This is a genomic window from Halostagnicola bangensis, assembly GCF_054653435.1.
The window spans coordinates 2,696,942-2,721,404 of sequence record NZ_BAAIGG010000002.1; the positions used below are offsets into that span (position 1 = coordinate 2,696,942).

Here is a 24,463-nt window from a genome sequence, read left to right on the forward strand (position 1 = left end):
AGACGCCGCTTTCGTTTCGCTCACTCCGTCCCGTATCGATCCGCCGCCGACTCGAATCCCGTCTCCTCGAGTTCGCGCCCGCGTCGTTCCTCAAGCGCGGCGACGGCTTCCGGATCAGGGGCGACGTCGTCGGTAATCCGCGCCCACGAGTTGTGGACCTTCGCGTGACACCACCGACAGAGGTAGATGGTAATCTCGTGGGTAAGCTCCTGATCCTCGTCGGCATCGACGTCGGTGCCGGTGTCGCCGGTGGTGGGATCGTCAGCACCGCTGTTGCCAGCCGCCTCGAGGGTATCACTGTACGAGAGGTGGTGTTCCTCCAGGAGCGGTCGCTCGTCGGTCAGTTCGTTTCGCTTCTCCTCGAGTCCGCAGCGAACGCATTCCCTGTCCTGATTCCGCGATCGAAAATGCGGGCAATCTGCCCACGTCTCCTCTGTTTCGGGGTTTGCGACCGGGCACGTATAGTCGTCCTCGGCGCGTTCTCGAGCGAACTCCGGGTCGTGTTCGTAGTGGTCGAAGGCGTACCGGCACTGTCCCTCGCCGGTCAGGAAATCACAGAGGCCCGCGAACTCGTAGGGATCGTCGACCCCGACCGACGTCCCTCGCGGCGTTTTCTCCATTTGAGAGGGGATTGGACTCGAGGCGGTTTGAATCCACTGGGCTCGAAAGAACACGGACGCCCCACATTGGCGTCAGTACACGCCGTGGACAAGCAGATAGACGACGATCCCGAGCGAAAACGAAATCAGCCAGAGGCTCGCGGCGATCCGGCCGAATCGTGCGTGACTGGTCTGAGGAAGCTCCTCGAGCGGGTACGCGATCGCCTGCAAGAGCGCGTAGTAGAGGAACGGAATGCACGCGACCGCGAGCAGGATGTGAACGGCGAGGATCGGCAGGTAAACGAACTGGTAGACAGTTTCGGGACCGGGAAACGCCTGCGGTCCGCCGGTCGCAACCAGCCGGTAGAGGTAGAGAACCAGAAACGACGCGAACAGGCCAAACGAGGTCAGCATCGCGGCTCTGTGTTTCGAGATCTCGCCGCGTCGAATCGATCGCCAGCCCAGCGTTATCGTTCCGATCGCGGTCAGGCTGATGAGCACGTTGACGTGCGGAATCGCGTCGAGTAGCCACTCCGGTGCGGTCGGAACGACCGACGGGGGAATCTGTCCACCCGCCGCCGCAAAGACCACCGCAAGCGAAACGACGCTCAGTATTCCGGTGAGAGGGCCGACGCGCTCTCGAGAGACGTATTCCATACATATTCGTTAGCCTGTCGGGGGAAAGCGGTTACTGTCCTCAAGTAGGGACTCGAGGGATAGCGACCGAACGAAACCGCTGGACGAGCGCTCTCGCTTGCGGTTGTTGGCTCCAGTAGAATTGTGCGTGGGTGATGTCCTCGGAGGAGATCACCTGCATCGTTGCGCTCGACGGCGATGCCGTCTCGCGCTGTTATGGTGGACTTCGTCCACCCATGCGATGCGTGGGACCGGATTTGAACCGGCGGACCCCTACGGGACAGCGCCCTCAACGCTGCGCCGTTGGCCTGGCTTGGCTACCCACGCTCGCGTTCTCTTTCTGCATTCAATCGTATCCAGTGTGACTATTAAAGCCCTTTCCTTTAGTCCGACGCCTGCGTCGATATCACATGGATCCGTCACAAACGGAGCGTTCAAATGCGCGAAATGCCAAATGGTATCATGGCCAAGTACTCGACTGGATCGTCCTCCGGCAGCGGCGGGACGTCCTGTGAACTCTGTGGCGCGGAGAGCGACTCGCTTACTCGAGCGAACGTCGCAGGCGCGGAGCTCGAGGTCTGTCCGAGCTGTGCTCCCCACGATGACGCCCAGCGAACGAGCGGTTCCAGCGGGGGCAATCGGGCGCAGAGCGACCGAGGCGGAGACGGGCCGAGCCGGAAGCAGAAAGCGGCCCAGAACGTCGCCAAAGCAAATCCGATCTGGGACGGCGACTCCGAGCACTGGGAGAAAGAGGGGACCAACTACGACGATGACCCGCTTCCGTACCTGGTTTCGGGCTACGGCGATATCCTGATCGAGGCTCGACAGGAAGCCGGATTACAACGTGGCGAACTCGCAGAGGAACTGGGCGTCCCGGAAAGCGACCTGCTCGCCGTCGAACAGGGACGAGCGACCCAGGCCGGAATCGGCGGTGGGCTGATCGCCGCACTCGAGGAGCGACTGGATATCGAACTCGAGGAGTAACCGTCTCTGGACTCGGTTCTCGAACGGAGGAATCGACGGCAAGCCACGGGTCGGCGAGCAGACTTTTATTGCGGGCAAACGGATATCAACCGATGAGCGGGCAACAAGCGGCCGCAGAGCCGTATACGACGCGATTCGAGACCGAGGTGGTGGCCGTCGACGGCCGACGGGTATGGCTCGAGACGAGTTATTTCTACGCCGAGAGTGGCGGACAGCCGGCCGACAAGGGGACGATCGGTGACGTCGACGTCGAAGACGTCCAGCTTACCGACGGCGAACAGGTTCACGTGCTGGCCGAGGAGCCGTCGTTCGACGCCGGCCGTCGCGTGCTCTGTCGGATCGACTGGTCGTTTCGCATGTACTGCATGCGCGCACACACCGCGAGCCATGCGCTCTACGGAGCGGGCAGAGAGCTCCTCTCCGATCTGGGATACGGAGGGTTCGACATCGGCGAGGAGAAGGTCCGCGTCGACCTCGAGAGTTCAACCGAAATCGACGACGAGATGCTGGTGGAGTTGAACGAGCAACTCAATCGAGTCGTCTGGGAGTCCCGCTCCGTTTCCTGGGAGGACGTTCCGGTCACGGATGCGCGCGAGCGTGAAGACATCGCCTTCAACGAGGCGACTGAAGAAGGCGCGTTCGAGAAAGGGCGCGTTCGACTCGTAACGATCGGAGAGAAAGACGAGAACGGTACCAGCGGTGTCGTTCCGCAGGATCCGTGGGACGTCGCGGCGTGTGGCGGCACGCACGTTCGGAACACGCGCGAAATCGGCCCGGTAACCGTTCTCGGCCGATCCAATCCGGGAGAGGGAATGACTCGAGTCGAGTTCGCCGTCGGCCCGAACGCTATCGATCGGCGGGCCAGGGAGAAGGAAACTGCGTTCGCGGCGAAGACGAAACTGGGTGTCGGCCTCGAGGACGTGACCGACGAACTCGAGCGTCGTGACACAGAGCGCGAGGAGCTCGCAGAGGAACTACGAGCCCGCGAACGCGAACTCGTTCGGGAACGCCTCGAGAACGGCCGAACGCTCGAGGATGACGAGGGCGAGGGCGGACGATGGGTACTCACAGACGTCGGCGAGATTTCGGCGGGAGTCGTCAGTGACGTTCTTGAGGACCGCCGAAGCGAATTCGGAGATATCGTCGTCGCAACCGGCGAAACCGATTCCGTCTTCGCCGTCGTCGGCACCGACGGATCGACAGCCGCGACGGCGGTACTCGAGGAGATTACAGCCGAGTTCGGCGGCGGAGGCGGCGGTTCGGATCGGCTCGCCCAGGGCGGCGGGTTCGACGCGACGCCAGCGGAGATTATCTCGGCACTCGAGTGAGTGGGGCCGTTTCCGACCTATTTTCCTTCCCGACTACGTTCGCGTCCTCGTCGTGGACTTGATCTCGTCGCCCTCGCGCCACTGGTAGTAATGGTACTCGGTTCCGGCGATCTCCGTGACCGAAACGGTCGCCCGATCGGGGACGCCCTCGGGTAACTCCACATTGGATCGATCAACATCTCTCGATTCCTCCCACGCCGCGCGCTCCTCGAGATATGTTGCGACCGCCCGGAGCGTCGACGGTTCCTCCGCCTCGAATACGGCGAGAGAGTCGAGAACGTCCTCATCGAGGCCTTCGGGAGGAAGCGGTCGGTCGGCATCGTTCATCGGATTAGCATCACCCACGAAGCGTCAAAACGTCACCGCTCGCGAACGGTACCGCCGGATAACCCCTCCCAGTCGACTCCGTATCCGAGACGGGAGAGCAGCGCGCTCGAGTCAGAGACACCGTACGACTCGAACACGGCTTCGGCGTCGGAGAGATCCATTCCGTCTTCGATCTTCGCCTCGAGTTCCTCGAGGACCGCCGGACGGACGAGCGTCCGACCGACGAGTTCGTGGTCGGGATAGGACGGTTCTGCGAGGGCGTCCTCGCTGACGCCGTACGTCTCGGCTAGCGAAGACAGTGTCACCGCGTCGTCGTCCGGTTCGATCGTTTCCGGAAGGGACGCCACACTTTCGGCGACGAGATCGGATTCGAACTCTCTGAGTACGCTCGCGACGTCTTTGAGGCGAACGGATTTCGAATAGGGGATCGCCCGATGATCTCGAGCCGCGATTTCTTCGCCGACGCCGAGCGATTCGTCAACCGCGACGATCATGTCGACGTCCTCGAGATTCTCGAGTTGCTCGAGTTTCTTCTCGACGTACTCGGGCGTCCAAAAGCCCATAATCTCGAGATACACGCGGAAGTCGGCGTGTTGGTACTCGAAGGCGAAATCGGGGATCATCACGCGGGTCCCGCTCTCTAAGGCCTCGGGCTCCCGGACGAGGTCCCACTCGAGGTCGACCGCTCCGACGCGGGCGGCGAACTCCGATTCGACGCCGCTGTCGAAGGAAACGTCCACGACCGGTTCCGCGTCGGGGATGGATACCGGGTCCTCGCTCGAGAGCGTCATCGTCCGCTCCGTTCCGCGGTCGTCGACCGTCGCCTCGAGTCGCCACTCCTCGGTCTTCGCGACGGTTCGCAAGAGTCTAGCAAATCGCGTCCCGTACCGCCTCGTGGCCCGAAAGAGACGCGTCGGCCCGGTGACGATGACCTCGCGTCCGTCGGTCGTCTTCTCGATTTCGTACATCAGTCGCAGGCGTTTGATCGCCGAAATCAGCGCCTTCGGATCGCTCGAGCGGACGCGGATCTCCGTGGCGTCGAACAGCGCCGTTTGGGCCAGCGAAAGATTGTACTGGGCCAGCAGTTCGTCTGGACTCCACCGCGCGTCGACCTCCTCTATGATCTGTCGGTCCTCGAGATCGGCGTACAACGACGCCGCGATGTCGTCCGCGGAGATCTCGAGGGTTTCGCCGGCCCCAACCAGCGCCATCGCGCGTTCCTCCTCGGAGGCGACCCCGCCGACGGCCTCCGCGGCTTCGAACGCGGCCCGCCTCGCCCGGACCGGCTCGAGCGGCGCTTCGGTCTGGACGGTCGTCTCGCGATCCAGAAGCGCACCGAATCCCCGAATCAGTTTGAATTCGTCGACGGGACGCTGGTTGCCACCGCCCGCGAAGTCGGTCTCCGGCGCGTCTCCCGCACTGGTGATCCCCCGTTCGAGTTCCTCCAGCGACGACTCGAGCGCGCCCCGCGGCTCGCCGACGTGGCCCTGATAGATCCCGATCACTCGGGCCGCGAGCGGCCGGTGTTCGCGTCCGGCAAAGCGCGGCTGGTACCCCCCTCCTGCGCGCGACACGCGCAACAGGTCCTTCGTCAACATCTACCAACCTATCAGTCGAGGGAGGGTAAAAGTCACCCGGAATGTGAAGTCTCCCGTGTCCCGATCTATCGCCGACGGTCGGCGACCCGTTCCTCGCTCGTCTCCTGACTTACGACTTCGTACAACAGCGCCCGTCCGCCGTCGGATTTCGGTCGAAGAATTCGACCGAGACGCTGGGTAAACTCGCGTTCGCTGCCGCTCCCAGAGAGGACGACGGCGACCGAGGCGTCGGGAACGTCGACCCCCTCGTCGAGAACGTTCGAGGTAACCACGCGCGAGTAGGTTCCCTCGCGAAAGCGCTCCAAGATTTCTCGGCGTTCGTCCGTTCCCGTCCGGTGGGTGATCGTGGGGATTAAGAATCGTTCGCTCACCTCGTAAGCCAGATCGTTCGACGCGGTGAAGACGATGATTCGTTCGTCGCGATGGTCGTCGAGAATCGTCTCGAGCGTCTGGATCTTGGCATCGCTTCCGCGGGTGATCTCGCGTGCACGCTGGCGTGCGAGCAACGCCTCGCGCGCCTCGGGGTCGTTGCCAGATCGCTTGACCAACTGCTGGTAGTCCGAGCCGCTGGTCATTCGGATGTTCGAGCTGGCGAGGTAGTCCGTGAAGATTGACTGGTTTTTCTCGTACTCCTCGCGTTCCTCGTCCGTGAGCGAGACCTCGAGCCGTTTGACGTCGTAGGGCGCGAGGTGGTCGCCGGCGAGTTCGTCGACCTCGATCCGGTGGACGAGCGGACCGACGAGATCTCCGACCACTTCGTGGGCGTCGTCCGGCCGCTCGAACGTCGCCGTGAGTCCGAGCCGTGCGGGTGCCGCCAATAGCCGTGCGATGTCTCGATACCCTTCGCCGCCGAGGTGGTGAACCTCGTCGAAGACGACGAGTCCGAACCGGTCGCCGACCGAATCCGCTTTCAGGTACGCCGAGTCGTACGTCGAGACGGTGATCGCCTCGAGTCGCTGTTCCCCGCCACCGAATCGCCCGATAGGAACGTCGAACTCGGCCTCGAGTTCCCGTTGCCACTGCTCGAGCAGGTCGATCGTCGGGACCACGATCAGCGTCGGTCTCGAGAGCCGCTCGATCGCTTTCAGCCCGATAACGGTCTTTCCGCTTCCCGTGGGGAGTTCGAGAACGCCTCTCGGAGCGGGTGCCAAATCACCGGCGTTCGCGGTCGAATCGGTCTCGAGCCAATCCTCGAGCGCCGTGTTCTGGTAGTCACGAAGCGTGTAGGCCGACTCGAGCCGAGGGAGGTCCTCGAGCGACAGTACTCGATCGTCGACGGCGGTTCCCCGAAGATTCTGACCGCCGTCTTCATCGATGCTTCGGAGGGCCTCGAGAAGGTCGGCGTATCGAACGGCCGGAATGCGATACGTCTCGGATCGCGAGTCCGACTCGAACTCGATGGTGGTCGAGTCGAGAAGTCTCGAGCGAACGCGTTCGGGGAGGGCTCCGTCGAGACGGACCGTCCCGTCTTCGTACCGAAGCGTGAGGTCGACTCCCTCGTCCGATTCCGGAGACGTCATAGCCCCAAGTCACGCCGGACGCACATATATCGATTGGCTGAGCACGTGTGGAGGTGGTGAGCGCTCGAGTTCAGTCGTATACGCCACACTTACGATCGCTATCGGGGGGGTTGACACGTCCGGGAGCGGACCTCAATCCTTTTATTACCGCTGTTCTTTGACTGGGATATGAGCGAAGACGAGGGCACGAACGCAGACGCCCAGGCCGTTCCGTCCGAGGAGCAATCCAACGACGTTGCCGAAGGGGATGAGCATTCGGCAAGCCAAACCGATCACACTGGCACCGCCGAGGATACCGAAGATTCGGCCGCTTCGGAGTCCGACACCGAAGCAGTCGCCGACGACTCGACCGGGGGCGAGATCCATCTCGACCCCTCCCTCTCGCCCGCGCTATCGGAATCCGTCGCGGATATTTCCGAGGCGGAAACGTCCGAGGAGGTCGACCGACTTCTCGAGGACGCGATCGAACGTGAGGAGGATCTCGCCGGTCGTATTGAGGAGCAAGCCGAGACAATCGGGGAGTTGCAAGCGGCACTCGAGGAACGAGACGGACGACTCGAGGAGGCAGAAGCCGAAGTCGAGGACCTCCAGAGCCGGCTCAAACGCAAGCAGGCCGACTTCCAGAACTACAAGAAACGAGCCAAAAAGCGCCAGGAGCAGATGAAAGAGCGCGCGACCGAGGACCTGGTCGAACGACTGGTCGGCGTTCGGGACAACCTCAAACGCGCGCTCGAGGAGGAAAGCGGCGACGTCGAAAGCCTCCGAGACGGCGTCGATATGACGCTCCGGGAGTTCGACCGAATCCTCGAGGACGAGAACGTCACGGAGATCGATCCGGAACCGGGAGCCGAGGTCGACCCACAGCGCCACGAGGTCATGATGAACGTCGACAGCGACCAGCCCGAAGGAACCGTCGCGGACGTGTTCACACCCGGCTACGAGATGGGCGAGAAGGTCATCCAGAACGCACAGATAACCGTCTCGAACGGGGAGTTAGCTGACGAAAGCGACAAAAACGGGGCAGAGGCGAGCGGCGCGACCGACGACGAAACGCCGAACGGGTCCGGAGACGACGAAGCGGAAGCCGAGAACTGACGCAGTTAGAAACCTGCCATGTAATTAGTGGAACAGCCGCCTGTTACCACATCATCCCTTGCAGCCCTTCATTTTCCGTCGATCGTCGAATCCGGTGCTTCCATTTCCTCGAGAAACCGCCGAACCTCACTCTCGATCCGATCCGTCGCTTCGACCGGTCCGAGGTGATTGACGCCCTCGAACTCCACGAAACGACTATCTGAGAGTGCGTCGTGAACCGCGCGAACGCTATCCCGAAGGTGTGACGGTCCCTCGCTCCCGCTGAGCAAGAGTGTCGGCGCATCAATGTCCAATACGTCGGGAAGCGGATGGTCCTCGAGCGCGCGATCCATTCGAACGGTGTTTTCGACGTGTTCGACGCAGTCGGGCCAGGCCGGCCACTCCTCGAGCCATCGGTCGAGGTCGTCGATCTCGCCGCCGTGGATCACTTCCTCGAGATGCAGTTTCATCGCCTCGCGGCAGTTTCCGTCCTCGAGCTTCGCTTGCATTCGGGACGCGAGGTCCGCTCGCTCCCGGTACTCGCCGACGAGATAGGCGGGTTCGTAAGCGACGACCGCCGTAACCGACCGCTCGCGGGCGGCCTCGATCGCCTGGAGGCCGCCGAAGGAGTGGCCGAACAGGATCGGATCGCCGGTGACCGAGTCGATCACTGCTCGAGCGTCTCCGACTTCGCGTCCGATTCCGTACTCCTCGGCGTCGCCGCTGTCGCCGCGTCCGCGCCGGTCCGAACGGACGACGGTAAAGTCGTCGGCTAATCGGGGAACGAGCGATTCCCAGTAACGGCGCGTCCCCCCGCCGTGGAGCAAGACCAGCGGTGGGCCGTCTCCGTGTTCGTCGTACGCGATACTGGTGCCGTCTGCTGACGTGATTGTCTGCATGTGGACTCTCCGATTCGCCGCCAGCTGGGCTAAGCGTGTCTCGAAATCGTTCGACAATTTATATGCGGTCGTACGACAAGCGACCGTACTGGACGTGACGAGCTATTCCGGCAACGGCGGCCAGGTCGAAGCGACGGTGGTTTCGATCAGGTGCGTCTGCGCGCGACGGAGCCGTTCGGAGAGCGACGACGGCGAAATCTCGAGTTCGCCTGCGACCGCCTCGAGCGAGGCACCACGGGGGATCTCGTAGTATCCCATCTCGTAGGCGATCCGGAGCGCCTCGCGCTGGGGATCGGTCAGTCCGTCGCCCGGCTCCTCAGGTTCGCCGACGCGGCCGAGTCGTCGAAGCGAAAATCCCGCGTTCTCCTGCCAGAATCGGCGAAACTCGTGGAACGCGCCGCGGTCGGCGAACCAGCCGGTCTGGATCCACCCGTTCGGTGTGGCTCTGATCCGCTCGATGGCCGACTCGGTGGTCGCCAGGGCACGGAGCCCCGAGAGGTCGACCTGACCGCCGAGCTGATCCGCTAACCCGACAGCTGGGACCACCTGATAGCGACGGGTCTCGCCCGCCTCTCCGAGCACCGTATACGCCGCGACAAAGGACGACGACTCGAGCGCGCGCTCGACCGCGTCGTGTGAACCGTGGATTACGTGGACGATAAACGGGGGGCGATCACCGTGGTTGAACTGGATCTGAACCTCGATGGTCGCCGCCGGGACGGCGTCGGCCACTTCGACTAACGGGAGCGCTTCGCAGTGGATTTCGAACTCGGCGACCAGTCCCATGCTGAGACGGTTTCGGTCGATGACTATCCGTGTGTTGATACGATCGAGCCCGTCGGTTCGCGGACCGGAAGACTCGAGCGCACCAGAATTTTACTCGCGACCAAACTAACGAGAAACGACGGTAAACGCGCTCACGTTGCATTTTATTCGAACGACGACCCCAGCTAGTAAGCTTTAAAACAAAGTGCGCGTTATACCCGGCCAGATGACGAGCAACAAGATTCTCGGGATCGACCTCGGGACGACGAACAGTGCCTTCGCAGTGATGGAAGGCGGTGACCCGGAGATCATCGTCAACTCGGAGGGAGACCGAACGACGCCGTCGATGGTCGCGTTTACCGACGACGACGAACGGCTCGTCGGCAAACCGGCGAAGAATCAGGCGATTCAGAACCCGGAGAAAACCATCTCCTCGATCAAACGCCACATGGGCGAGGAGGACTACACCGTAGCGGTCGAGGACGAGGAGTACACGCCCGAAGAGATCTCGGCGATGATCCTCCAGAAGATCAAACACGACGCCGAGGAGTACCTCGGTGACGACCTCGAGAAGGCCGTCATTACGGTGCCGGCGTACTTCTCGGATCGACAGCGCCAGGCGACCAAGAACGCCGGCGAGATCGCCGGCTTCGACGTCGAGCGGATCATCAACGAGCCGACAGCGGCGTCGATGGCTTACGGACTCGAGGACGACTCCAATCAGACGGTCCTCGTCTACGACCTCGGCGGCGGGACGTTCGACGTTTCCATCCTCGATCTGGGCGGTGGCGTCTATGAGGTCGTCGCGACCAACGGTGACAACGACCTCGGTGGCGACGACTGGGACCACGCCATCATCGACTGGCTGGCCGAACAGTTCGAGAACGAACACGGCGTCGACCTCCGCGAGGATCGACAGGCACTCCAGCGGCTCAAAGACGCCGCAGAGGAGGCCAAGATCGAACTCAGTAGCCGAAAAGAGACCGAGATCAATCTCCCCTTCATTACGGCGACCGACGACGGCCCGATCCACTTAGAAGAGAGCATGACTCGAGCCAAGTTCGAGTCGCTCACGACGGACCTCATCGAGCGCACCGTCGAACCGACCGAACAGGCACTCGAGGATGCGGGCTACGGGAAGGGCGAGATCGACGAAGTGTTGCTCGTCGGCGGCTCGACCCGGATGCCACAGGTATCGGACAAGGTCGAGGAACTCATCGGCGAGGAGCCACAGAAGAACGTCAACCCCGACGAAGCCGTCGCGCTCGGCGCGGCGATTCAGGGAGGGGTTCTCGGCGGCGAAGTCGACGACGTCGTTCTGCTCGACGTGACCCCGCTCTCGCTCGGTATCGAGGTCAAGGGCGGCCTCTTCGAACGACTCATCGAGAAGAACACGACGATTCCGACCGAGGAGTCGAAGGTGTTCACGACCGCCGCGGACAACCAGACGTCGGTCCAGGTTCGGGTCTTCCAGGGCGAACGCGAACTCGCCGAGAAGAACGAACTGCTCGGGGAGTTCCACCTGACTGGCATCCCGCCGGCACCGGCCGGAACGCCGCAGATCGAGGTCGGCTTCTCGATCGACGAGAACGGGATCGTCAACGTCTCCGCAGAGGACAAGGGAACCGGCACGAGCGAGGAGATCACGATCGAAGGCGGTGCCGGCCTCTCCGACGACGAGATCGATCGGCTCCAGGAAGAAGCCGAGGAACACGCCGAAGAGGACCAGCAGCGCCGCGAACGGATCGAGGCTCGCAACTCCGCCGAAGCCGCGATCCAGCGCGCCGAGACGCTCCTCGAGGAGAACGAGGACGTCGACGACGAACTTCGCGAGAACGTCGAAGCCGCCGTCGAGGATCTCGAGGAGACGATCGACGACGAGGATGCCGAAGCCGACGACATCGAGGAGGCGACCGAGACCCTGAGCAAGGAGCTTCAAGAGATCGGCAAACAAGTCTATCAGGACGCCGGCGCAGGCGCGGCGGGCGGTGCAGGCCCCGGCGCTGGGGCGGGCGGAGCCGCTGGCGCCGGACCGGGCGCTGGTGCAGGACCAGGAGCCGCAGCCGGTGCAGGGATGGGTGGCGGCATGGGCGGTGGACCCAACCCGGGAGCGGGCGGCCCGGATGCAGATGACGACGAGTACGTCGACGCCGACTTCGAAGACGTCGAAGACGATAACGACGAAGACGGCGATAGCGACGACTCCTAACGACCTCGAGCGCTCGTCCTCGTAGTTCGTTTACGAGGTAGCACAAACGTTCGTTTCAAGTGGCTCAATCGATTATCGGGGAGTAACGAATGAGTGAGGATTTCTACGATGTTCTCGGCGTGAGCCCGGACGCGTCTCCCGAGGAGATCAAGCAGGCTTACCGGTCGAAGGCGACGGAGTATCATCCAGACGTCAGCGACGACCCCAACGCCGAAGAGAAGTTCAAGAAGATTCAGAAGGCAAAGCAGGTCCTGACTGACGAAGAGAAACGAAGCGCGTACGACCGAATGGGCCACGATCAGTACGAACAGGCCGAAAAGCACGGCTACGACGCGAGCGAAGGTGGTGCCGGCGGCATGGGTGGCGGCCCCTTCGGCGGCATGGGCGGTGGCGGGATGGGCGGCGGTGGCGGCCTCGGCGATATCTTCGAGCAAGTCTTCGGCGGAGGCGGCGGCCGCGGACGGCGCGGCCCGCGGAAGGGCAGAAACATGCGGACCAACCTCGAGATCGATCTCGAGGAGGCCTACGACGGGGCCCAAAAGCAGTTCACGATCGCCCGCCCCGAGGAGTGTGACACTTGCCACGGCGAGGGCCACCCGCCGGAAGCGGACGCAGAAACCTGTCCGGAGTGTCAGGGACGCGGACAGGTCACACAGGTCCAGCAGACGCCACTCGGGAGAGTCCAACAGACGACAGCGTGTCCGCGCTGTGAGGGCGAGGGAACGCTCTACTCGGAAACCTGTAGCGACTGTCGCGGCGAAGGATACGTTCGCGAGGAAGTCACCCTCACCGTCGACGTTCCGGCGGGGATCCAGGACGGCCAGACGCTCAGGATGGAAGGCGAAGGAAGTCCGAGTCCGGAGGGCGGCCCGAGCGGCGACCTGCTGATCGACGTCTCGATCCGCGAGCACGAGGAGTTCGAACGCGACGGAAACGACCTCCGGTACAGACTCCCAATTTCGTTCCCGCAGGCGACCTTCGGCGACACGGTCGAAGTGCCGACGCTCGACGGCGCGGCCGAGTTCGAGATTCCCGACGGCACCCAGAGCGGCGAAACGTTCCGCCTCGAGGGCAAGGGCATGCCGCGACTCCAGCGACGCGGCAGCGGCGACCTCTTCGTACAGGTCCAGATCGTCACGCCCGACAGCTTGAACGCCGAACAGCGGGAGGCGCTCGAGGCGTTCGCGGAAGCCGGCGGCGACGAGATCGAGGTCAACGAAGGCTTCTTCGAGAAGATCAAGCGAGCGTTCTAGACCCGCTCGTTCTCGTGTTTTGAACCGTCTCTCGAGATCGAACGATTGGATTTCCTGTTTGTCTCGGGATCGCGAAACGAGGCTTATTTCGATCGCCGTTGGAGCGCCCAGTGGGTGAATACGACCCATGCCAGCACAACAGATTCTGCTACTCGCCGGCGATTTTGTCGAGGACTACGAGGTGATGGTTCCGTTTCAGGCTCTCGAGATGGTCGGACACGAGGTCCACGCGGTCTGTCCGGAAAAAGAGGCCGGAGACGTCTGTCCCACCGTGATTCACGACTTCGAAGGCGACCAGACCTATACCGAAAAGCCGGGGCACAACTTCGAGCTGAACCACGATTTCGACGCCGTTGATCCGGACGAGTATGACGCGCTCGTCGTCCCGGGTGGCCGCGCGCCGGAGTATCTCCGAACGTACGAGGACGTCCTCGAGATCGTCCGTCACTTCTTCGAGGCCGAGAAACCCGTCGCATCGCTGTGTCACGGGGCACAGATCCTCGCCGCTGCGGATGTCCTCGAGGGACGAACCTGCACGGCCTATCCGGCGCTTCAGGCGGACGTCGAAGGTTCGGGCGGCACGTGGGAAGACGGCGTCGTTCGAGACGATAACCTCGTCACGGGACAGGCCTGGCCGGACCATCCCGAATGGCTCGCCGAGTTCCTCGAGGTTATCGGAACCGAGATCGAGCACGTCGAGCCGGCACCGGCGGACGACTGACGGCGGACGATTGACGATTCGTCCCCATTGTGCCGACTCGAGTCGGCGTCTTTTTTCCGCTCCGAACGAATCTTCACGTATGACCGCAGCAACGGTCGGTGAGCTGTTCACTCGAGACCGACGATCGGACCGGCCCTCGCTCGAGGACGCGACCGGCCGAACCTACGACACTCACTGGCTCTGTACGAGCACCTGGAAGGCCGGGAATTTCCTCCGGCACAGCGGGGTTCGCGAGGGCGTAAGCGTCGGCGTCGCAGGCTCCGGGCCGATGGCGCTCCTGTCGTTTTTCGGCACCGCGTTGCTTGAGGGAACTACCAGGTTCGATCCGTCGGAGAATCTCGCGTCTGAGGGCACAAGAGAACCGACCGTGGATGGCCAGCCGTACCGAGCAGTCGTCGCCCCGACCTCGAGGGTCAGCGATTTCGAGTTACCGGACGGTGCCCAGCGGATCGGCTACGGAGCGAGTTCGGACGATCCGGCCGTTCACCACTTCGATAAAGGGCTCTGGAGTGAGAACCCCTCGTTTCCACCGATCGATATCGATTCGGAAACTCCTCTGCTGACCGACGGTGAGCGAACGGTCACGCACGGCGAAGCACTCGAGTGCGCGCGGGAGATCATCGAAACTGAGGAGATCGAGGTGGGAGACCGAGTCGTCCTCCGGGCTCCGCTAGGCGATCCGCGGACGGTCGCCGCCGGCGTGATCGCGCCCCTGCTCGCCGACGGCGTCTGCGTTCTCACGGAAGAGATGAACGGGCTCGAGACACGGGATCCCGACAACCGCGGCGCGTACGCGGACAACCGTGGCGCGTACGCGGTTACGACACGCGAGCGTCAATCGGTTCCCGAACCTCGACGTATCGACCTCGAGGGCGTCTCGCTGTAGTACTCAGAGAAACGGATCGCTACAGTCGATGATGACCCCGTGTTGCGGACAAACGTACTTGCAGTGGCGTTTGTACATTGGCGTCTCACAGAACGGACACGGTGGTCCGGTTCCGGCCTCGAGGTCGCGTTCGTCTCCGGAGTCGCTTTCTTTCCTGGAATCTGTCTCGTTACGGTAGCTCATCGGTAATCCTTCGTTCGCGCTTTGGACGACTTCTCGTATCACGTCCGAAGACCGGCGACACTATCAACGTGACGACCGCTTGAGGCAGAAGAATACGAAAATCGAATCGGCGAACGGAGTTCGAACCGTCGGAATCAGTTACTGGTCGGTACGACTACGTTAACACTCGCTCCAGCCACAGGACTCGCAGGTCTTGCAGCCTTCGGAGAAGTAAAGCGAGAGCGATCCGCAGGACGGACACTCCGGCGACTCGCCGGCGTCAATGAGGTCCTGGGTCGCGTCGTGGTCCTCTTCGACCGGTGACTGGGCTTTGGCACCGCCGTCGGTCTCGTGAGCGTCGGTCGGTTCAACGGCCACGTCGGCGTCGGCCGACTCCTCGAGGGTCGCCTGTTTCGGGTATGGTTTGTCGATCTCGTTGTCGAGGTAGCGACGCATCGCGGAACCGATGGCGTCCGGAATCGACTGGATCTGCTCGCCTTTGTCCCAGGCGACTTTCGGGCTGCGCGTGCCACAGAGTTCGTCGACGATTTCCTCCGGATCGACGCCCGAGCGAAGCGAGGTCGAGATGACCTTCGCCAGCGCCTCGGTGAAGGAGTTCGTGAAGCCGCCCGAGTGACCGATGTTCGCGAATAGCTCGAAGGGTTGTCCGGTCTCGGGGTCCTCGTTGATCGTCACATAGACTTTTCCGTAGCCGGTGTCGATGCGCTGGCTGACGCCCTGCAGGGCGTCCGGCCGCTCGCGTTTCTCAGTGAAGTCGACGTGAACTGGTTCACCCTCGACATCGCCGAGCAGCGAGTCGATGTCGTCTTCGAGAATCTCCTGGACGTCCTCGCTCTCGAGGAACGCCTCGAGCCCGCCGAAGATTTCCTCAATCTGGTCGACGAGCGCCTCGGCCGCCTCGGTCTCGTCGGCGAAGTCGGCGTTATCTGCGCGGGTCGTCAGCACCTGCTTCGAGCGGGTGCCGTCGCGGTAGTAGGTAACGCCCTTTCCGCCGTTGTCGTAGACCCACTCGAAGACCTCTTTGGCGTCCTCGAGCGTGGAGTCGTTCGGCGCGTTGACCGTCTTCGAGATCGCCGAGTCGACGCCGTTCTGGCAGGCACACTGGACCGCGGCGTGTTGTTTCGCCGAGAGGTCGCTGGTGATGACGAACAGTTCGCCGATAGCGTCCGGAACCGTCTCGAGGCCCTCGACGCCGTCGAACTGGTTGGTCGCCATCTGCTCTTGAGCTTCCGCTTTCACGGCGTCGACGTCGATGTCGTTGTCCTCTAAGGTGCGCAGGAAGTAGTCGTCGAACTCGACCAACATCTCGTCGCCCTGCACGTCGTCGGTGACGTTCTTGTAGTAGGCGACGTTGTAGATCGGCTCGCAGCCGCCGGTCGTGTTGCCGACCATCGACGTCGTGCCGGTCGGTGCGATCGTGGTGACGTTGTGGTTGCGGATCGGGAAGCCGTCTGCCCAGTTGTCGGCGTCCTCGTTGGTCTGGTGTTCGAACCACTCACGGTACTCGGTGGGGTTCGCGTACTTGGATTCGTCCCAGTCGGCAAAGGAACCGCGCTCGAGTGCGAGTTCGTGGCTTTTGGCCTTCGCGCCGTGGTTGATGTGGGTCAACAGCTGGCTGGCGATTTCGTTTCCTTCCTCGCTACCGTACTTCACGCCGAGCTGGACGTACAATTGCGCGAGACCCATAACGCCGAGACCGATCTTGCGCATGTCGCTGACCGTCTGCTCGATCTCCTCGACGGGGAAGTCCGACATCGTGACGACGTTCTCGAGGAACCGGGTGCCGTACTCGATGCGTTCGTCGAACTCCTCGAAGTCGATTGCCTCCTCGAGGAAGGCTTCGATGGCGGCTTCGTGGGAGTCGTACTCGTCAGTGTGTTCTTCGGACCAGACGCGCCAGTCGGGTGCGTCGAGGTCTGCGAGCGTCGAGAGGTTGATATGGCCGAGGTTACAGGCCTCGTTCTCCTCGAGGGGCTGTTCGCCACACGGGTTCGTCGCGAGAATCTGGTGATCCGGCTCTTCCTCGACGTCGAAGGAGTGTTGCTTGTTCACTCGCTCGAGATAGATGACGCCGGGTTCGCCGTTTTCGTGAGCACCTTCGACAATGCGCTCGAAGATGAGTTCGGCGGGAATCGAGAGCGGTTCGCCGACCTCGACGTGCTCGGCGAGGTCGTAGCGACCGTACATCTCCTTGGTCTCCTCGGTGGCGATGTGTGGTTCCTCCGTGCGCGGATTGGTGAAGGTGTACTCCTCGTCGTTCTGGACGGCTTCCATGAAGTCGTCCGTGACGCCGACGGAGATGTTGAAGTTCGACAGGTGGCCTTCGACGGCGTTACGAAGGTGTTTGGGAACACGCCCGTCCTCGTCGATGAGGTCTCGAGACTCTTCGAGTGCCTCGCTGAAGGAGGTGTAGGTGTAGTCGTCGGGGTCGTTGAGACGGAGCGTATGCGCCAGTGAGACGTCCTTGTTCTTCGCGTGGATGAACTCGATAACGTCGGGGTGGGAGACGCGCATAATTCCCATCTGGGCACCGCGTCGGGTCCCCCCCTGGGCGATCGTCTCGCAGAGCTGGTCGTAGGTCCGCATGAAGGTGATCGGTCCGGAGGCGATGCCGCCGGTCGAACCGACGGAGTCGCCGAACGGACGGAGCTTCCAAAAGCCGTAGCCGACGCCGCCGCCGGACTGGAAAACCTCGGCCGCCTTCTTTGCGGTTTCGTGAATATCCGAGAGATCGTCGTCCGGAGACATGACGAAACAGGCCGAGAGCTGCTGGAGCTCGTCGCCGGCGTTCATCAGCGTCGGCGAGTTCGGCATGAACGAAAGCGATTCCATTCCCTCGGTGAACGTCTCGGTGACGTCTTCGACGTGTTCGCGGACCTCCGCGGGGAGTTCCGGAACGACGGTCTCGTAGGCGAACTTGTTGACGTTCGATTCCGTGAGCGTCGTTTCAACGTCGTCGGTTGCCGTGACTCCCTCACCGAACACCTCCTCAGCGAGTTCGTCCCGCCGCGGGTGGTCCGGCTTGAGCTGGTCGGGCGTAACGGTAATCTCGAGATCGCGTTGTTCGGCTTCATACGGTGCTTCCGCGAGCGCAATGTTCCGTCCGACGCGCTCGAAGAGATCCTCCTGACTCTCGATCAGGTCGCCGTTTGCGTCCTTGCGAAGGTAGCGAGCCGGCAGAATATTCTGATAGGCGTTGTCGGTCATGCGCGCCTCGAGGGTGTCCCCGTCGGTACGCTTGATCGGCAATGTTAGATCGTCCGCAGAGAGGTCTGTCTTACTCATGCGCGAGACACCTCGAGGCAAACGCGTCGCCGCCTGCCATTTCCGTACTGAAGTTGGTCCTTGTTCGAATCATTCGTGACGAAAGTCTGGTATTCATCCATTCCTCATAAAACGTGGTGATGTAGTCCTACGTTTCTTGTATTAGCACAATTTCACTTGTACAGAAGCCTCTGTCAAGTGTTGTGCGGTGGTCTGTATTGCGACAGCCGAGACGGCCGTCTGCGTGGGTAACAGCTAGTACGGAGTGGACGGTCTTAATGATTTTCAGACCGATCTGAAAGTAGAATCGTTAGTTGAATCATTCGTCCAGATCGACCTATTGAGGGGCTACAGAACAGTCTCGCGTCGGTTACGTTCACCCCAACTCATTTTTCATAGTACCAGAAAGGTTACGTCCTTCCGTTCAACACATCCAATATGATCGGCGTACTCACAGGATCAACGATGTTTCTCGTCATGGCAGCACTCGCCGCCCTCCTGGTCGCTGTCATCGCTATCCGTATCGCAATCAAACTCGCTATCCGAGTTGGCGTACTGGCCGCGGTCGTCCTCGGTGCCTACTATACCGCCGGCTACCTGGGATACGTCGGGTAATCGATATCAGTTAACCGCAGTATCGCTTCTAACTCCGATCACGCGACGGTTCTCTTTGCGTTCGGTTCGAAGTAATCAGACCTGTCGAGTAGATTTGGCGACAAGTCGTGACCCCTTTTAAACGGTCTCGAGGAAGTTCTCGATCAGGTCGTGTCCGACTGCGGTCAACACGCTTTCGGGGTGGAACTGCACGCATTCGATCGGGTACTCGCGGTGACGCACGCCCATCACGAGCGTTTCCGAACCGTGTTCGGCCGTCGCCGACACGTCGAAACAGTCGGGAATCTCCGTCGCGACCAGCGAGTGGTATCGGCCTGCGCGGAACCCGTCCTCGAGTCCGTCGAAGACGGTCGTTCCGTCGTGATCGATCGAAGACGCCTTTCCGTGAATCGGGTCCGGGGCCCGGCCGACCGATCCTCCGTACTCGTAGACGGCGGCCTCGAGCCCGAGACAGACGCCGAGCGTCGGAACGTCGGTACTCACCTCGCGAAGCACGTCCATGGAGACGCCGACATCGCGGTCGTGTTTCGGGTGGCCGGGACCGGGGCTGATGATGATCGCATCCGGATCAACGGCCCGCACCTCGGCGAGCGAGGCGGTGTTTTTCAGGACTGCCGTATCGGCGTGCTGGCTCACGTACTCGACGAGGTTGTACGTGAACGAGTCGAAGTTATCGATGAACAGTACGGTCGGGCGGCCGGCATCGCTCGAGGACGCGGTCGCGCTCATCGGGGCACCTCCGCGGGTGATGGTTCGGCGGGTGGCTTCTCCTCGATACGCTCGAGTGCGGCGAGGACGCCGCCCATCTTCTTCTCGGTCTCCTCGTACTCCGCGGTTGGATCGCTGTCGGCGACGAGCCCCGCGCCCGCGCGAACGGTTATTCGTTGCTGACTCGAGGTTGCATCCGGCGTCTCGTCTTCCACCGTCGCCGTCCGGATCACGATCGCGAAGTCCGCGTCGCCCGTCCACGAGTAGTAGCCGACGCCCCCGCCGTACAGTCCGCGCGGTTCGGTCTCCAGATCGTCGATGATCTCCATTGCCCGAACTTTCGGCGCGCCCGAGAGCGTCCCGGCGGGGAACGACGCTCGAGTCGCGTCGAATGCGTCGGCGTCCGCGGCTAACTGGCCGGTAACGGTCGATTCGATGTGCTGGACGTGGCTGTACTTGAGGACGTTCATGAACTCCTCGACGCGGACCGAGCCGGGTTCCCCGACGCGCCGGACGTCGTTTCGAGCGAGGTCGACTAGCATCGTGTGCTCGGCTCGTTCCTTGTCGTCGGCGAGCATCTCGCCCGCCAATCGTCGATCCTCGACGGGGCTCGAGCCCCGGTCGCAGGTTCCGGCGATCGGATTCGACATAACCTCTCGTCCGCGAACCGAAAGCAGCGTTTCGGGACTCGCGCCGACGACGGTGAGGTCGCCGTGATCGAGGAGGTACATGTACGGCGACGGGTTCACGTCGCGCATCGCCTCGTAGAAGCCGAGCGGGTCGACGTCGCCGTAAAGCTCTCGGGTCCGCGAAATCACGCCCTGGTAGATGTCGCCGTCGAGGACGTGTTCTTTCGCTCGTCGGACGCTCTCCTCGTACTCGTCTTTCGAGCCCGCGACCTCGTCTTCGCGAACGAATCCGCCCGTGTCGGGCTCTTCGGCGGCTTCGAGGATCGAACCCACCCGTTCAGCTTCTTCGCGGATATCCTCGTACACGGCGGCTGGATCGTCGTCGGGTTCGAGAACCGGCGTAAACACGAGCGAGAGCGTTCCGTCGCGCTCGTCGAACGCGAGCGTCTTCGTCGTGAGGACGAACTGGGCGTCCGGGAACCGCGAGTCCGGGCGCTCGAGGCCGACTTCCTCGAGCCAGAGATCGTAGACGGCGTCGTAGGCCAGGAAGCCGACGAGCCCTCCCTCGAGATGCTGTCGATCGTGGTCCGGGACGTTCGCGAGTCGGACGTCCGGTAACGCGCCGCGGAGGGAATCGACGGTGTCGCCGCCCTCGTTCGGTTCGATTAGATCCATCGGTGCGCTGTCGGAAAGCGCCTCGACGGTCGTCCCGTCGGGACCGACCGTTACGACCGCCTCGGGATCGTAGCCGACGTACGAAAACCGGGCGTGGCGCTCGGCCTCCGCAGAACTCGGTCGAAACGCGCCGTCGGGATCGCTCGAGGGTGTCTTCTGTGCGCTCTCGAGAAGGAAGGCGTACGGGTTTTCATCGGTGTCTGTCGTCTGTGCTGGTTTCGACTTCGAGGATCGTCCGGTGAGTGCCGCGTAGGCGGCAAGCGGCGTCGTCTCGAGGTCGTACGTCGCGACGAGACGAACCACAGCCGGTCGGTCCTCCGAAGCGCCGGCGTGTTCGCAGAACTCGGCACGGTCGAGGTCGAACGCGGGCGTCTCGCTCGTTTGGTCCGCGTGTTCGGAATCTGTGGTGTGTTCAGTCATGAATCGAATACGTTGGATGTGAGGGGTCAGGGGCCCGGTTCGACCGTCTGTGTGTCGTCGGTCGCGCGTTCGACGAACGAAGCAACTGCGTCCGGATCTTTGACACCACCGCTGGCTTCGACGCCGCTCGCGACGTCGACGGCGAACGGATCCGCAGTGCGGACGGCGTCGCTGACGTTATCAGGAGTCAGTCCGCCGGCGAGAATAACGGGCGAGTCGAGGTCGGTCGTTTCGGCTCGCGTTCGTTCCCAGTCGTGGGTCCTGCCGGTTCCGCCGCCGCCGTCTTCGCCCGTCGAGTCGACGACGAAGCCGTCGACCATATCGTCGTACGCTTTCGCAGACGAGACGTCTCCGGCGTCGACCGCCAGCAAGATCTGGGTTTCGAGTTTTGCGCGCAGATAGGCGAGATCTCCGGGTCGGATATCGCCGTGCAGCTGGATCGCGTCCGGTTCGATTTCGGTCACCAACTCGATCGCCCGCGCGTAGTTCGACGGCATCGTTACGAGGACAGTCGTAACGAACGGCGGGGCCGCCGCAACGAGTTTCGCCGCGCGTTCCGGGGATACTTTTCGCGGAGTATCGACGGAAACATCGGAAATGATCCCAACGGCGTCCGCGCCCGCATCGACTGCCGTCTCTAGGTCTTCGACCCGAGTGACGCCACAAATTTTGACTCGCGTCATCGTACCTCCGGGGAGACCGACCGAAGCCGATCGAGTTTCGCCGCCGCGTCGCCGCTGTCTATCGCCTCGGCGGCGATCGATGCGCCCTCCTCGAGCGAATCCGCTTCGTCGGCGATGTAGATCGCGGCCCCCGCGTTCGCGAGGATCACGTCTCGTTTCGCGCCCGTAACGTCCCCTTCGACGATCCCGCGGAGATCGGACGCGTTCGCTTCTGGTGACCCACCCGCGATATCGGAGATGTCGTGGGAGTCCAGACCGATGTCGGCCGGCTCGAGCGTCGTCGTCTCGACGTCGGTGCCGTCGACCTCCGCGGCGACGGTTTCGCCGTGGACCGCGATTTCGTCGGTTCCGGCCCCGTGGACGACGAGTGCGCGTTCGACGTCCATGCGAGAGAGCGCCTCTGCAAGAACGGGGACGAGTTCCGGATCGTAGACGCCGACGATCTGGCCGTCCGCGCCGGCGGGGTTGGTCAGCGGACCGAGCACGTTGAATATCGTCCGCATCCCGAGTTCCTTTCGCGGGCCGATGACGGCTTTCATCGCGGGGTGAAAGACCGGGGCGAGCATGAATCCGATCCCGTCCTCTTCGATCGCTTCCTCGACGGCGGGCGGTTCGGCCTCCACGTTGACGCCGACCTCCTCGAGGACATCCGCGCTGCCCGAGGACGAGGACACCGAGTAGTTGCCGTGTTTGGCGATCGGCACGCCGCTGCCGGCGGCGACGATGGAACTCGTCGTCGAGACGTTGATCGTGTCGTAGTCGTCTCCGCCCGTGCCGACGATGTCGACCAGTGGCTCCCGGTCGGGCGAAATCGTTCGGGCCGCGGCGCGCATTCCTTCGGCGAAGCCGGCGATTTCGGTTTCCGTTTCTCCTTTCGCGCGCAACGCCGCGAGCAGTGCACCGATCTGTGCCTCCGTCGCGTCCTCGAAGACGGCTACCGAGGCCGCTCGAGCGTCTTTCTGTGTGAGATCTTTGCCGTCAGTCACTCGTTCGACGTACTCCTGCATAGTGAACACCAATGTACGTAGTTGTCTTACAATGTTCAAATGAGTACATCGGCTTAAACGTATCGGACCACCCGTGGGGATGGCTCGCGTACGCCGACCGATTCGAAACCTTCAATTACGGTGGTCGGCAACGATTAGTTGCACGAGGCGCGACGGGCGCCGAGAAAACCGGACGGGTTGGTGGTCTAGTCTGGTTATGACACCTCCTTGACATGGAGGAGGCCGGCAGTTCAAATCTGCCCCAACCCATTTTCACGACGCAATAACGAAGAACGGAGTGATGAGTTCGCGTCGTGAAAATTGTTGATTGCAGATTTGAACGAGACAAGTCGCAGCCCGGGAAGCGAACGAAGTGAGCGACCCGGAACGTCTTGGCGTTGTTCAAATCTGCCCCACTCCGCTTTCGAAGAATCAATTTCTCCTCGAGAATCGGTCTCCCCTCGAAACGGCCCAACCACAGGAAGACCCAATCTCGAGAAAACAGCAATTCCGAAAACCGTTACCCGACAGAAGCCCGGCTACCTCGAGAACAGTCCTCTGAGACGATCGAACAGCCCGCTGGGACCCTCGTCAGTTTCGGAATCTTTCGTCGCATCGGATTCGCCGGTTTCGGGATCAGCCGCAGACGGTCCGATCGATCCGGAGAGCGGCCCGTCAGTCGATGACCTGCCGCGAGTGGCCCTCGAGGACGAACCGGAACCGGTCGTCGACTCGAGGTCGTCCATCGAAAGCTCGATATCGCTGATATCGGTCGTCTCCTCGCGGCCTTCGCCGGCCTCGGCCGCGCGGACATCGGAGCCGGTGACTTCCCCGCGTTCGATACGCGAAGAAAGGTCAGGTTCGGCGTCCTCGAGCGAATTTTCGGTTTCCGTTGTTGGTCCGGATTCCGTCGTGGGTTCCGATCCCGGTGTGAGAGCTGGCTCCGTAGTGGATTTGGACTCCGTTTCGGGTTCCGGCTCTGTGGGTGGCGCTTCGCCGGAAACGATGTCGTCTTCGGAACCGGTTCCAGGAACTCGATTCGCACTTGCGTCGTCGTCGCTCGAGTCGTCGGCGAGCACGGCGGATGGATCAGCTGGTGGGCCGGTTTCGATGGTCGTGGTGTTGGGCTTCGGGTCGCCGACAGCGTCGGGTTCAGAGTCGGCTTCGGTTTCGTTGTGGCGCTCAGAGTTGTCTCGGGTTTCGCTATTGCGCTCAGAGTCGGCTTCGGTATCGCCGTCGCACTCAGGGTCGGCTTTGGTATCGTCGTCGCGCTCGCTCAAGTCCCCCTCTCGGTTCGTCTTCCCGTTTCGGTTTGTCTCTTCGGTTTGCTCGCTTTTTTCGGGCCGGTCGTCGCGATCAGGTTCAGGAGACGAGCTGATCGAGTCGAGAATGTCGTCGACGCTCGTCTCCGATACGACGCGGTTCGGACCGCCACCGGGCGTCGGCCCGTCCACAGAATCCGTCTCCGAATCGTCAGTCATCGGTTCGGTCTCCCGGCGCT

22 protein-coding genes and 2 tRNA genes are annotated in these 24,463 nt (G+C 62.4%); 9 read left to right on the forward strand and 15 right to left on the reverse strand.

What is annotated here, in order from left to right:
* Positions 1–20: 20 nt before the first annotated feature.
* From ACYQ14_RS15225 to ACYQ14_RS15235, 3 genes are all read right to left on the reverse strand, one after another.
* Positions 21–620, reverse strand: a complete 600-nt coding sequence (locus tag ACYQ14_RS15225; protein ID WP_459889247.1) for a DUF7097 family protein — start codon at positions 618–620, stop codon at positions 21–23.
* Between the two features lie 72 nt (positions 621–692).
* Entirely contained in the window at positions 693–1,256 is a 564-nt protein-coding gene (locus tag ACYQ14_RS15230) for a DUF420 domain-containing protein (protein WP_459889248.1), read from the reverse strand.
* Between the two features lie 221 nt (positions 1,257–1,477).
* Positions 1,478–1,562 (reverse strand) — tRNA-Leu (locus ACYQ14_RS15235).
* Between the two features lie 135 nt (positions 1,563–1,697).
* Here ACYQ14_RS15235 and ACYQ14_RS15240 point away from each other — a divergent pair.
* On the forward strand, positions 1,698–2,219 hold the full coding sequence (locus ACYQ14_RS15240; protein ID WP_283835157.1) for a helix-turn-helix domain-containing protein: 522 nt from the start codon (positions 1,698–1,700) through the stop codon (positions 2,217–2,219).
* A gap of 92 nt (positions 2,220–2,311) precedes the next feature.
* Positions 2,312–3,547 (forward strand): alanyl-tRNA editing protein, encoded by a 1,236-nt coding sequence (locus ACYQ14_RS15245; RefSeq protein WP_459889249.1) that lies wholly within the window; start codon positions 2,312–2,314, stop codon positions 3,545–3,547.
* Positions 3,548–3,580: 33 nt separating this feature from the next.
* Here the strand turns inward: ACYQ14_RS15245 and ACYQ14_RS15250 are convergent, their stop codons facing one another.
* From ACYQ14_RS15250 to ACYQ14_RS15260, 3 genes are all read right to left on the reverse strand, one after another.
* Complete coding sequence (locus ACYQ14_RS15250) at positions 3,581–3,874, reverse strand: hypothetical protein (protein ID WP_459889250.1); 294 nt, start codon at positions 3,872–3,874, stop codon at positions 3,581–3,583.
* Between the two features lie 32 nt (positions 3,875–3,906).
* The gene (locus ACYQ14_RS15255; RefSeq protein WP_459889251.1) at positions 3,907–5,472 is read right to left on the reverse strand and encodes a DUF790 family protein; all 1,566 of its coding nucleotides are present in this window, start codon (positions 5,470–5,472) and stop codon (positions 3,907–3,909) included.
* A 65-nt stretch (positions 5,473–5,537) separates the two neighbouring features.
* On the reverse strand, positions 5,538–6,992 hold the full coding sequence (locus tag ACYQ14_RS15260; protein WP_459889252.1) for a DEAD/DEAH box helicase: 1,455 nt from the start codon (positions 6,990–6,992) through the stop codon (positions 5,538–5,540).
* Positions 6,993–7,160: 168 nt separating this feature from the next.
* Here ACYQ14_RS15260 and ACYQ14_RS15265 point away from each other — a divergent pair, with 168 nt between their 5' ends.
* Positions 7,161–8,087, forward strand: coding sequence for a nucleotide exchange factor GrpE (locus tag ACYQ14_RS15265; RefSeq protein ID WP_459889253.1), 927 nt, complete (start codon positions 7,161–7,163; stop codon positions 8,085–8,087).
* A gap of 68 nt (positions 8,088–8,155) precedes the next feature.
* On the opposite strand, the gene ACYQ14_RS15270 is transcribed toward ACYQ14_RS15265, so the two are convergent.
* Positions 8,156–8,965, reverse strand: a complete 810-nt coding sequence (locus ACYQ14_RS15270) for an alpha/beta fold hydrolase (protein WP_459889254.1) — start codon at positions 8,963–8,965, stop codon at positions 8,156–8,158.
* Positions 8,966–9,067: 102 nt separating this feature from the next.
* Entirely contained in the window at positions 9,068–9,751 is a 684-nt protein-coding gene (locus ACYQ14_RS15275) for a helix-turn-helix domain-containing protein (RefSeq protein WP_459889255.1), read from the reverse strand.
* A 205-nt stretch (positions 9,752–9,956) separates the two neighbouring features.
* On the opposite strand from ACYQ14_RS15275, the gene dnaK reads away from it, so the two are divergent.
* From dnaK to ACYQ14_RS15295, 4 genes are all read left to right on the forward strand, one after another.
* Positions 9,957–11,939 carry a molecular chaperone DnaK gene (gene dnaK, locus ACYQ14_RS15280; protein WP_459889256.1) on the forward strand — a complete coding sequence of 661 codons (1,983 nt, stop codon included), beginning with the start codon at positions 9,957–9,959 and terminating at the stop codon, positions 11,937–11,939.
* Positions 11,940–12,028: 89 nt separating this feature from the next.
* The gene (dnaJ, locus tag ACYQ14_RS15285) at positions 12,029–13,192 is read left to right on the forward strand and encodes a molecular chaperone DnaJ (RefSeq protein ID WP_459889257.1); all 1,164 of its coding nucleotides are present in this window, start codon (positions 12,029–12,031) and stop codon (positions 13,190–13,192) included.
* Between the two features lie 127 nt (positions 13,193–13,319).
* Complete coding sequence (locus ACYQ14_RS15290; protein WP_459889258.1) at positions 13,320–13,913, forward strand: DJ-1/PfpI family protein; 594 nt, start codon at positions 13,320–13,322, stop codon at positions 13,911–13,913.
* Positions 13,914–13,992: 79 nt separating this feature from the next.
* Positions 13,993–14,799, forward strand: a complete 807-nt coding sequence (locus ACYQ14_RS15295) for a hypothetical protein (protein WP_459889259.1) — start codon at positions 13,993–13,995, stop codon at positions 14,797–14,799.
* A 3-nt stretch (positions 14,800–14,802) separates the two neighbouring features.
* Here ACYQ14_RS15295 and ACYQ14_RS15300 read toward each other — a convergent pair whose 3' ends face one another.
* The gene (locus tag ACYQ14_RS15300; protein ID WP_283835170.1) at positions 14,803–14,982 is read right to left on the reverse strand and encodes an HVO_2523 family zinc finger protein; all 180 of its coding nucleotides are present in this window, start codon (positions 14,980–14,982) and stop codon (positions 14,803–14,805) included.
* Between the two features lie 159 nt (positions 14,983–15,141).
* Positions 15,142–18,267, reverse strand: a complete 3,126-nt coding sequence (locus tag ACYQ14_RS15305; protein WP_459889260.1) for an adenosylcobalamin-dependent ribonucleoside-diphosphate reductase — start codon at positions 18,265–18,267, stop codon at positions 15,142–15,144.
* A gap of 417 nt (positions 18,268–18,684) precedes the next feature.
* Here ACYQ14_RS15305 and ACYQ14_RS15310 point away from each other — a divergent pair, with 417 nt between their 5' ends.
* Positions 18,685–18,861 carry a hypothetical protein gene (locus ACYQ14_RS15310; protein WP_283835172.1) on the forward strand — a complete coding sequence of 59 codons (177 nt, stop codon included), beginning with the start codon at positions 18,685–18,687 and terminating at the stop codon, positions 18,859–18,861.
* A 117-nt stretch (positions 18,862–18,978) separates the two neighbouring features.
* On the opposite strand, the gene trpG is transcribed toward ACYQ14_RS15310, so the two are convergent.
* The 4 genes from trpG to trpD are packed head-to-tail and all read right to left on the reverse strand — an operon-like array spanning position 18,979 to position 22,983.
* Positions 18,979–19,590: an anthranilate synthase component II gene (trpG, locus tag ACYQ14_RS15315; protein WP_459889261.1), complete on the reverse strand. Its 612-nt coding sequence runs from the start codon at positions 19,588–19,590 to the stop codon at positions 18,979–18,981.
* Positions 19,587–21,293, reverse strand: coding sequence for an anthranilate synthase component I (gene trpE, locus ACYQ14_RS15320; protein WP_459889262.1), 1,707 nt, complete (start codon positions 21,291–21,293; stop codon positions 19,587–19,589). Before trpE ends, trpG begins: the two co-directional genes overlap by 4 nt.
* 26 nt (positions 21,294–21,319) lie before the next feature.
* Positions 21,320–21,976, reverse strand: a complete 657-nt coding sequence (locus ACYQ14_RS15325) for a phosphoribosylanthranilate isomerase (RefSeq protein ID WP_459889263.1) — start codon at positions 21,974–21,976, stop codon at positions 21,320–21,322.
* Positions 21,973–22,983, reverse strand: coding sequence for an anthranilate phosphoribosyltransferase (gene trpD, locus ACYQ14_RS15330; RefSeq protein WP_459889264.1), 1,011 nt, complete (start codon positions 22,981–22,983; stop codon positions 21,973–21,975). The genes ACYQ14_RS15325 and trpD overlap by 4 nt, the downstream gene beginning before the upstream one ends.
* Before the next feature lie 174 nt (positions 22,984–23,157).
* Between trpD and ACYQ14_RS15335 the strand changes: the two genes are divergently transcribed.
* Positions 23,158–23,232, forward strand: a tRNA-Val gene (locus ACYQ14_RS15335).
* A 269-nt stretch (positions 23,233–23,501) separates the two neighbouring features.
* Here the strand turns inward: ACYQ14_RS15335 and ACYQ14_RS15340 are convergent.
* Positions 23,502–24,443, reverse strand: coding sequence for a hypothetical protein (locus ACYQ14_RS15340; protein WP_459889265.1), 942 nt, complete (start codon positions 24,441–24,443; stop codon positions 23,502–23,504).
* Positions 24,444–24,463: the final 20 nt, after the last annotated feature.

Coding starts and splice junctions, on each gene's coding strand:
- ACYQ14_RS15260 (WP_459889252.1), bottom strand. CDS start 6,992: ATGACGTCTCCGGAATCGGACGAGGGAGTCGACCTCACGCTTCGGTAC.
- trpD (WP_459889264.1), bottom strand. CDS start 22,983: ATGCAGGAGTACGTCGAACGAGTGACTGACGGCAAAGATCTCACACAG.
- ACYQ14_RS15240 (WP_283835157.1), top strand. CDS start 1,698: ATGGCCAAGTACTCGACTGGATCGTCCTCCGGCAGCGGCGGGACGTCC.
- ACYQ14_RS15340 (WP_459889265.1), bottom strand. CDS start 24,443: ATGACTGACGATTCGGAGACGGATTCTGTGGACGGGCCGACGCCCGGT.
- ACYQ14_RS15265 (WP_459889253.1), top strand. CDS start 7,161: ATGAGCGAAGACGAGGGCACGAACGCAGACGCCCAGGCCGTTCCGTCC.
- ACYQ14_RS15310 (WP_283835172.1), top strand. CDS start 18,685: ATGATCGGCGTACTCACAGGATCAACGATGTTTCTCGTCATGGCAGCA.
- ACYQ14_RS15230 (WP_459889248.1), bottom strand. CDS start 1,256: ATGGAATACGTCTCTCGAGAGCGCGTCGGCCCTCTCACCGGAATACTG.
- ACYQ14_RS15305 (WP_459889260.1), bottom strand. CDS start 18,267: ATGAGTAAGACAGACCTCTCTGCGGACGATCTAACATTGCCGATCAAG.
- trpE (WP_459889262.1), bottom strand. CDS start 21,293: ATGACTGAACACACCACAGATTCCGAACACGCGGACCAAACGAGCGAG.
- ACYQ14_RS15300 (WP_283835170.1), bottom strand. CDS start 14,982: ATGAGCTACCGTAACGAGACAGATTCCAGGAAAGAAAGCGACTCCGGA.
- dnaK (WP_459889256.1), top strand. CDS start 9,957: ATGACGAGCAACAAGATTCTCGGGATCGACCTCGGGACGACGAACAGT.
- ACYQ14_RS15270 (WP_459889254.1), bottom strand. CDS start 8,965: ATGCAGACAATCACGTCAGCAGACGGCACCAGTATCGCGTACGACGAA.
- dnaJ (WP_459889257.1), top strand. CDS start 12,029: ATGAGTGAGGATTTCTACGATGTTCTCGGCGTGAGCCCGGACGCGTCT.
- trpG (WP_459889261.1), bottom strand. CDS start 19,590: ATGAGCGCGACCGCGTCCTCGAGCGATGCCGGCCGCCCGACCGTACTG.
- ACYQ14_RS15275 (WP_459889255.1), bottom strand. CDS start 9,751: ATGGGACTGGTCGCCGAGTTCGAAATCCACTGCGAAGCGCTCCCGTTA.
- ACYQ14_RS15290 (WP_459889258.1), top strand. CDS start 13,320: ATGCCAGCACAACAGATTCTGCTACTCGCCGGCGATTTTGTCGAGGAC.
- ACYQ14_RS15325 (WP_459889263.1), bottom strand. CDS start 21,976: ATGACGCGAGTCAAAATTTGTGGCGTCACTCGGGTCGAAGACCTAGAG.
- ACYQ14_RS15255 (WP_459889251.1), bottom strand. CDS start 5,472: ATGTTGACGAAGGACCTGTTGCGCGTGTCGCGCGCAGGAGGGGGGTAC.
- ACYQ14_RS15250 (WP_459889250.1), bottom strand. CDS start 3,874: ATGAACGATGCCGACCGACCGCTTCCTCCCGAAGGCCTCGATGAGGAC.
- ACYQ14_RS15295 (WP_459889259.1), top strand. CDS start 13,993: ATGACCGCAGCAACGGTCGGTGAGCTGTTCACTCGAGACCGACGATCG.
- ACYQ14_RS15225 (WP_459889247.1), bottom strand. CDS start 620: ATGGAGAAAACGCCGCGAGGGACGTCGGTCGGGGTCGACGATCCCTAC.
- ACYQ14_RS15245 (WP_459889249.1), top strand. CDS start 2,312: ATGAGCGGGCAACAAGCGGCCGCAGAGCCGTATACGACGCGATTCGAG.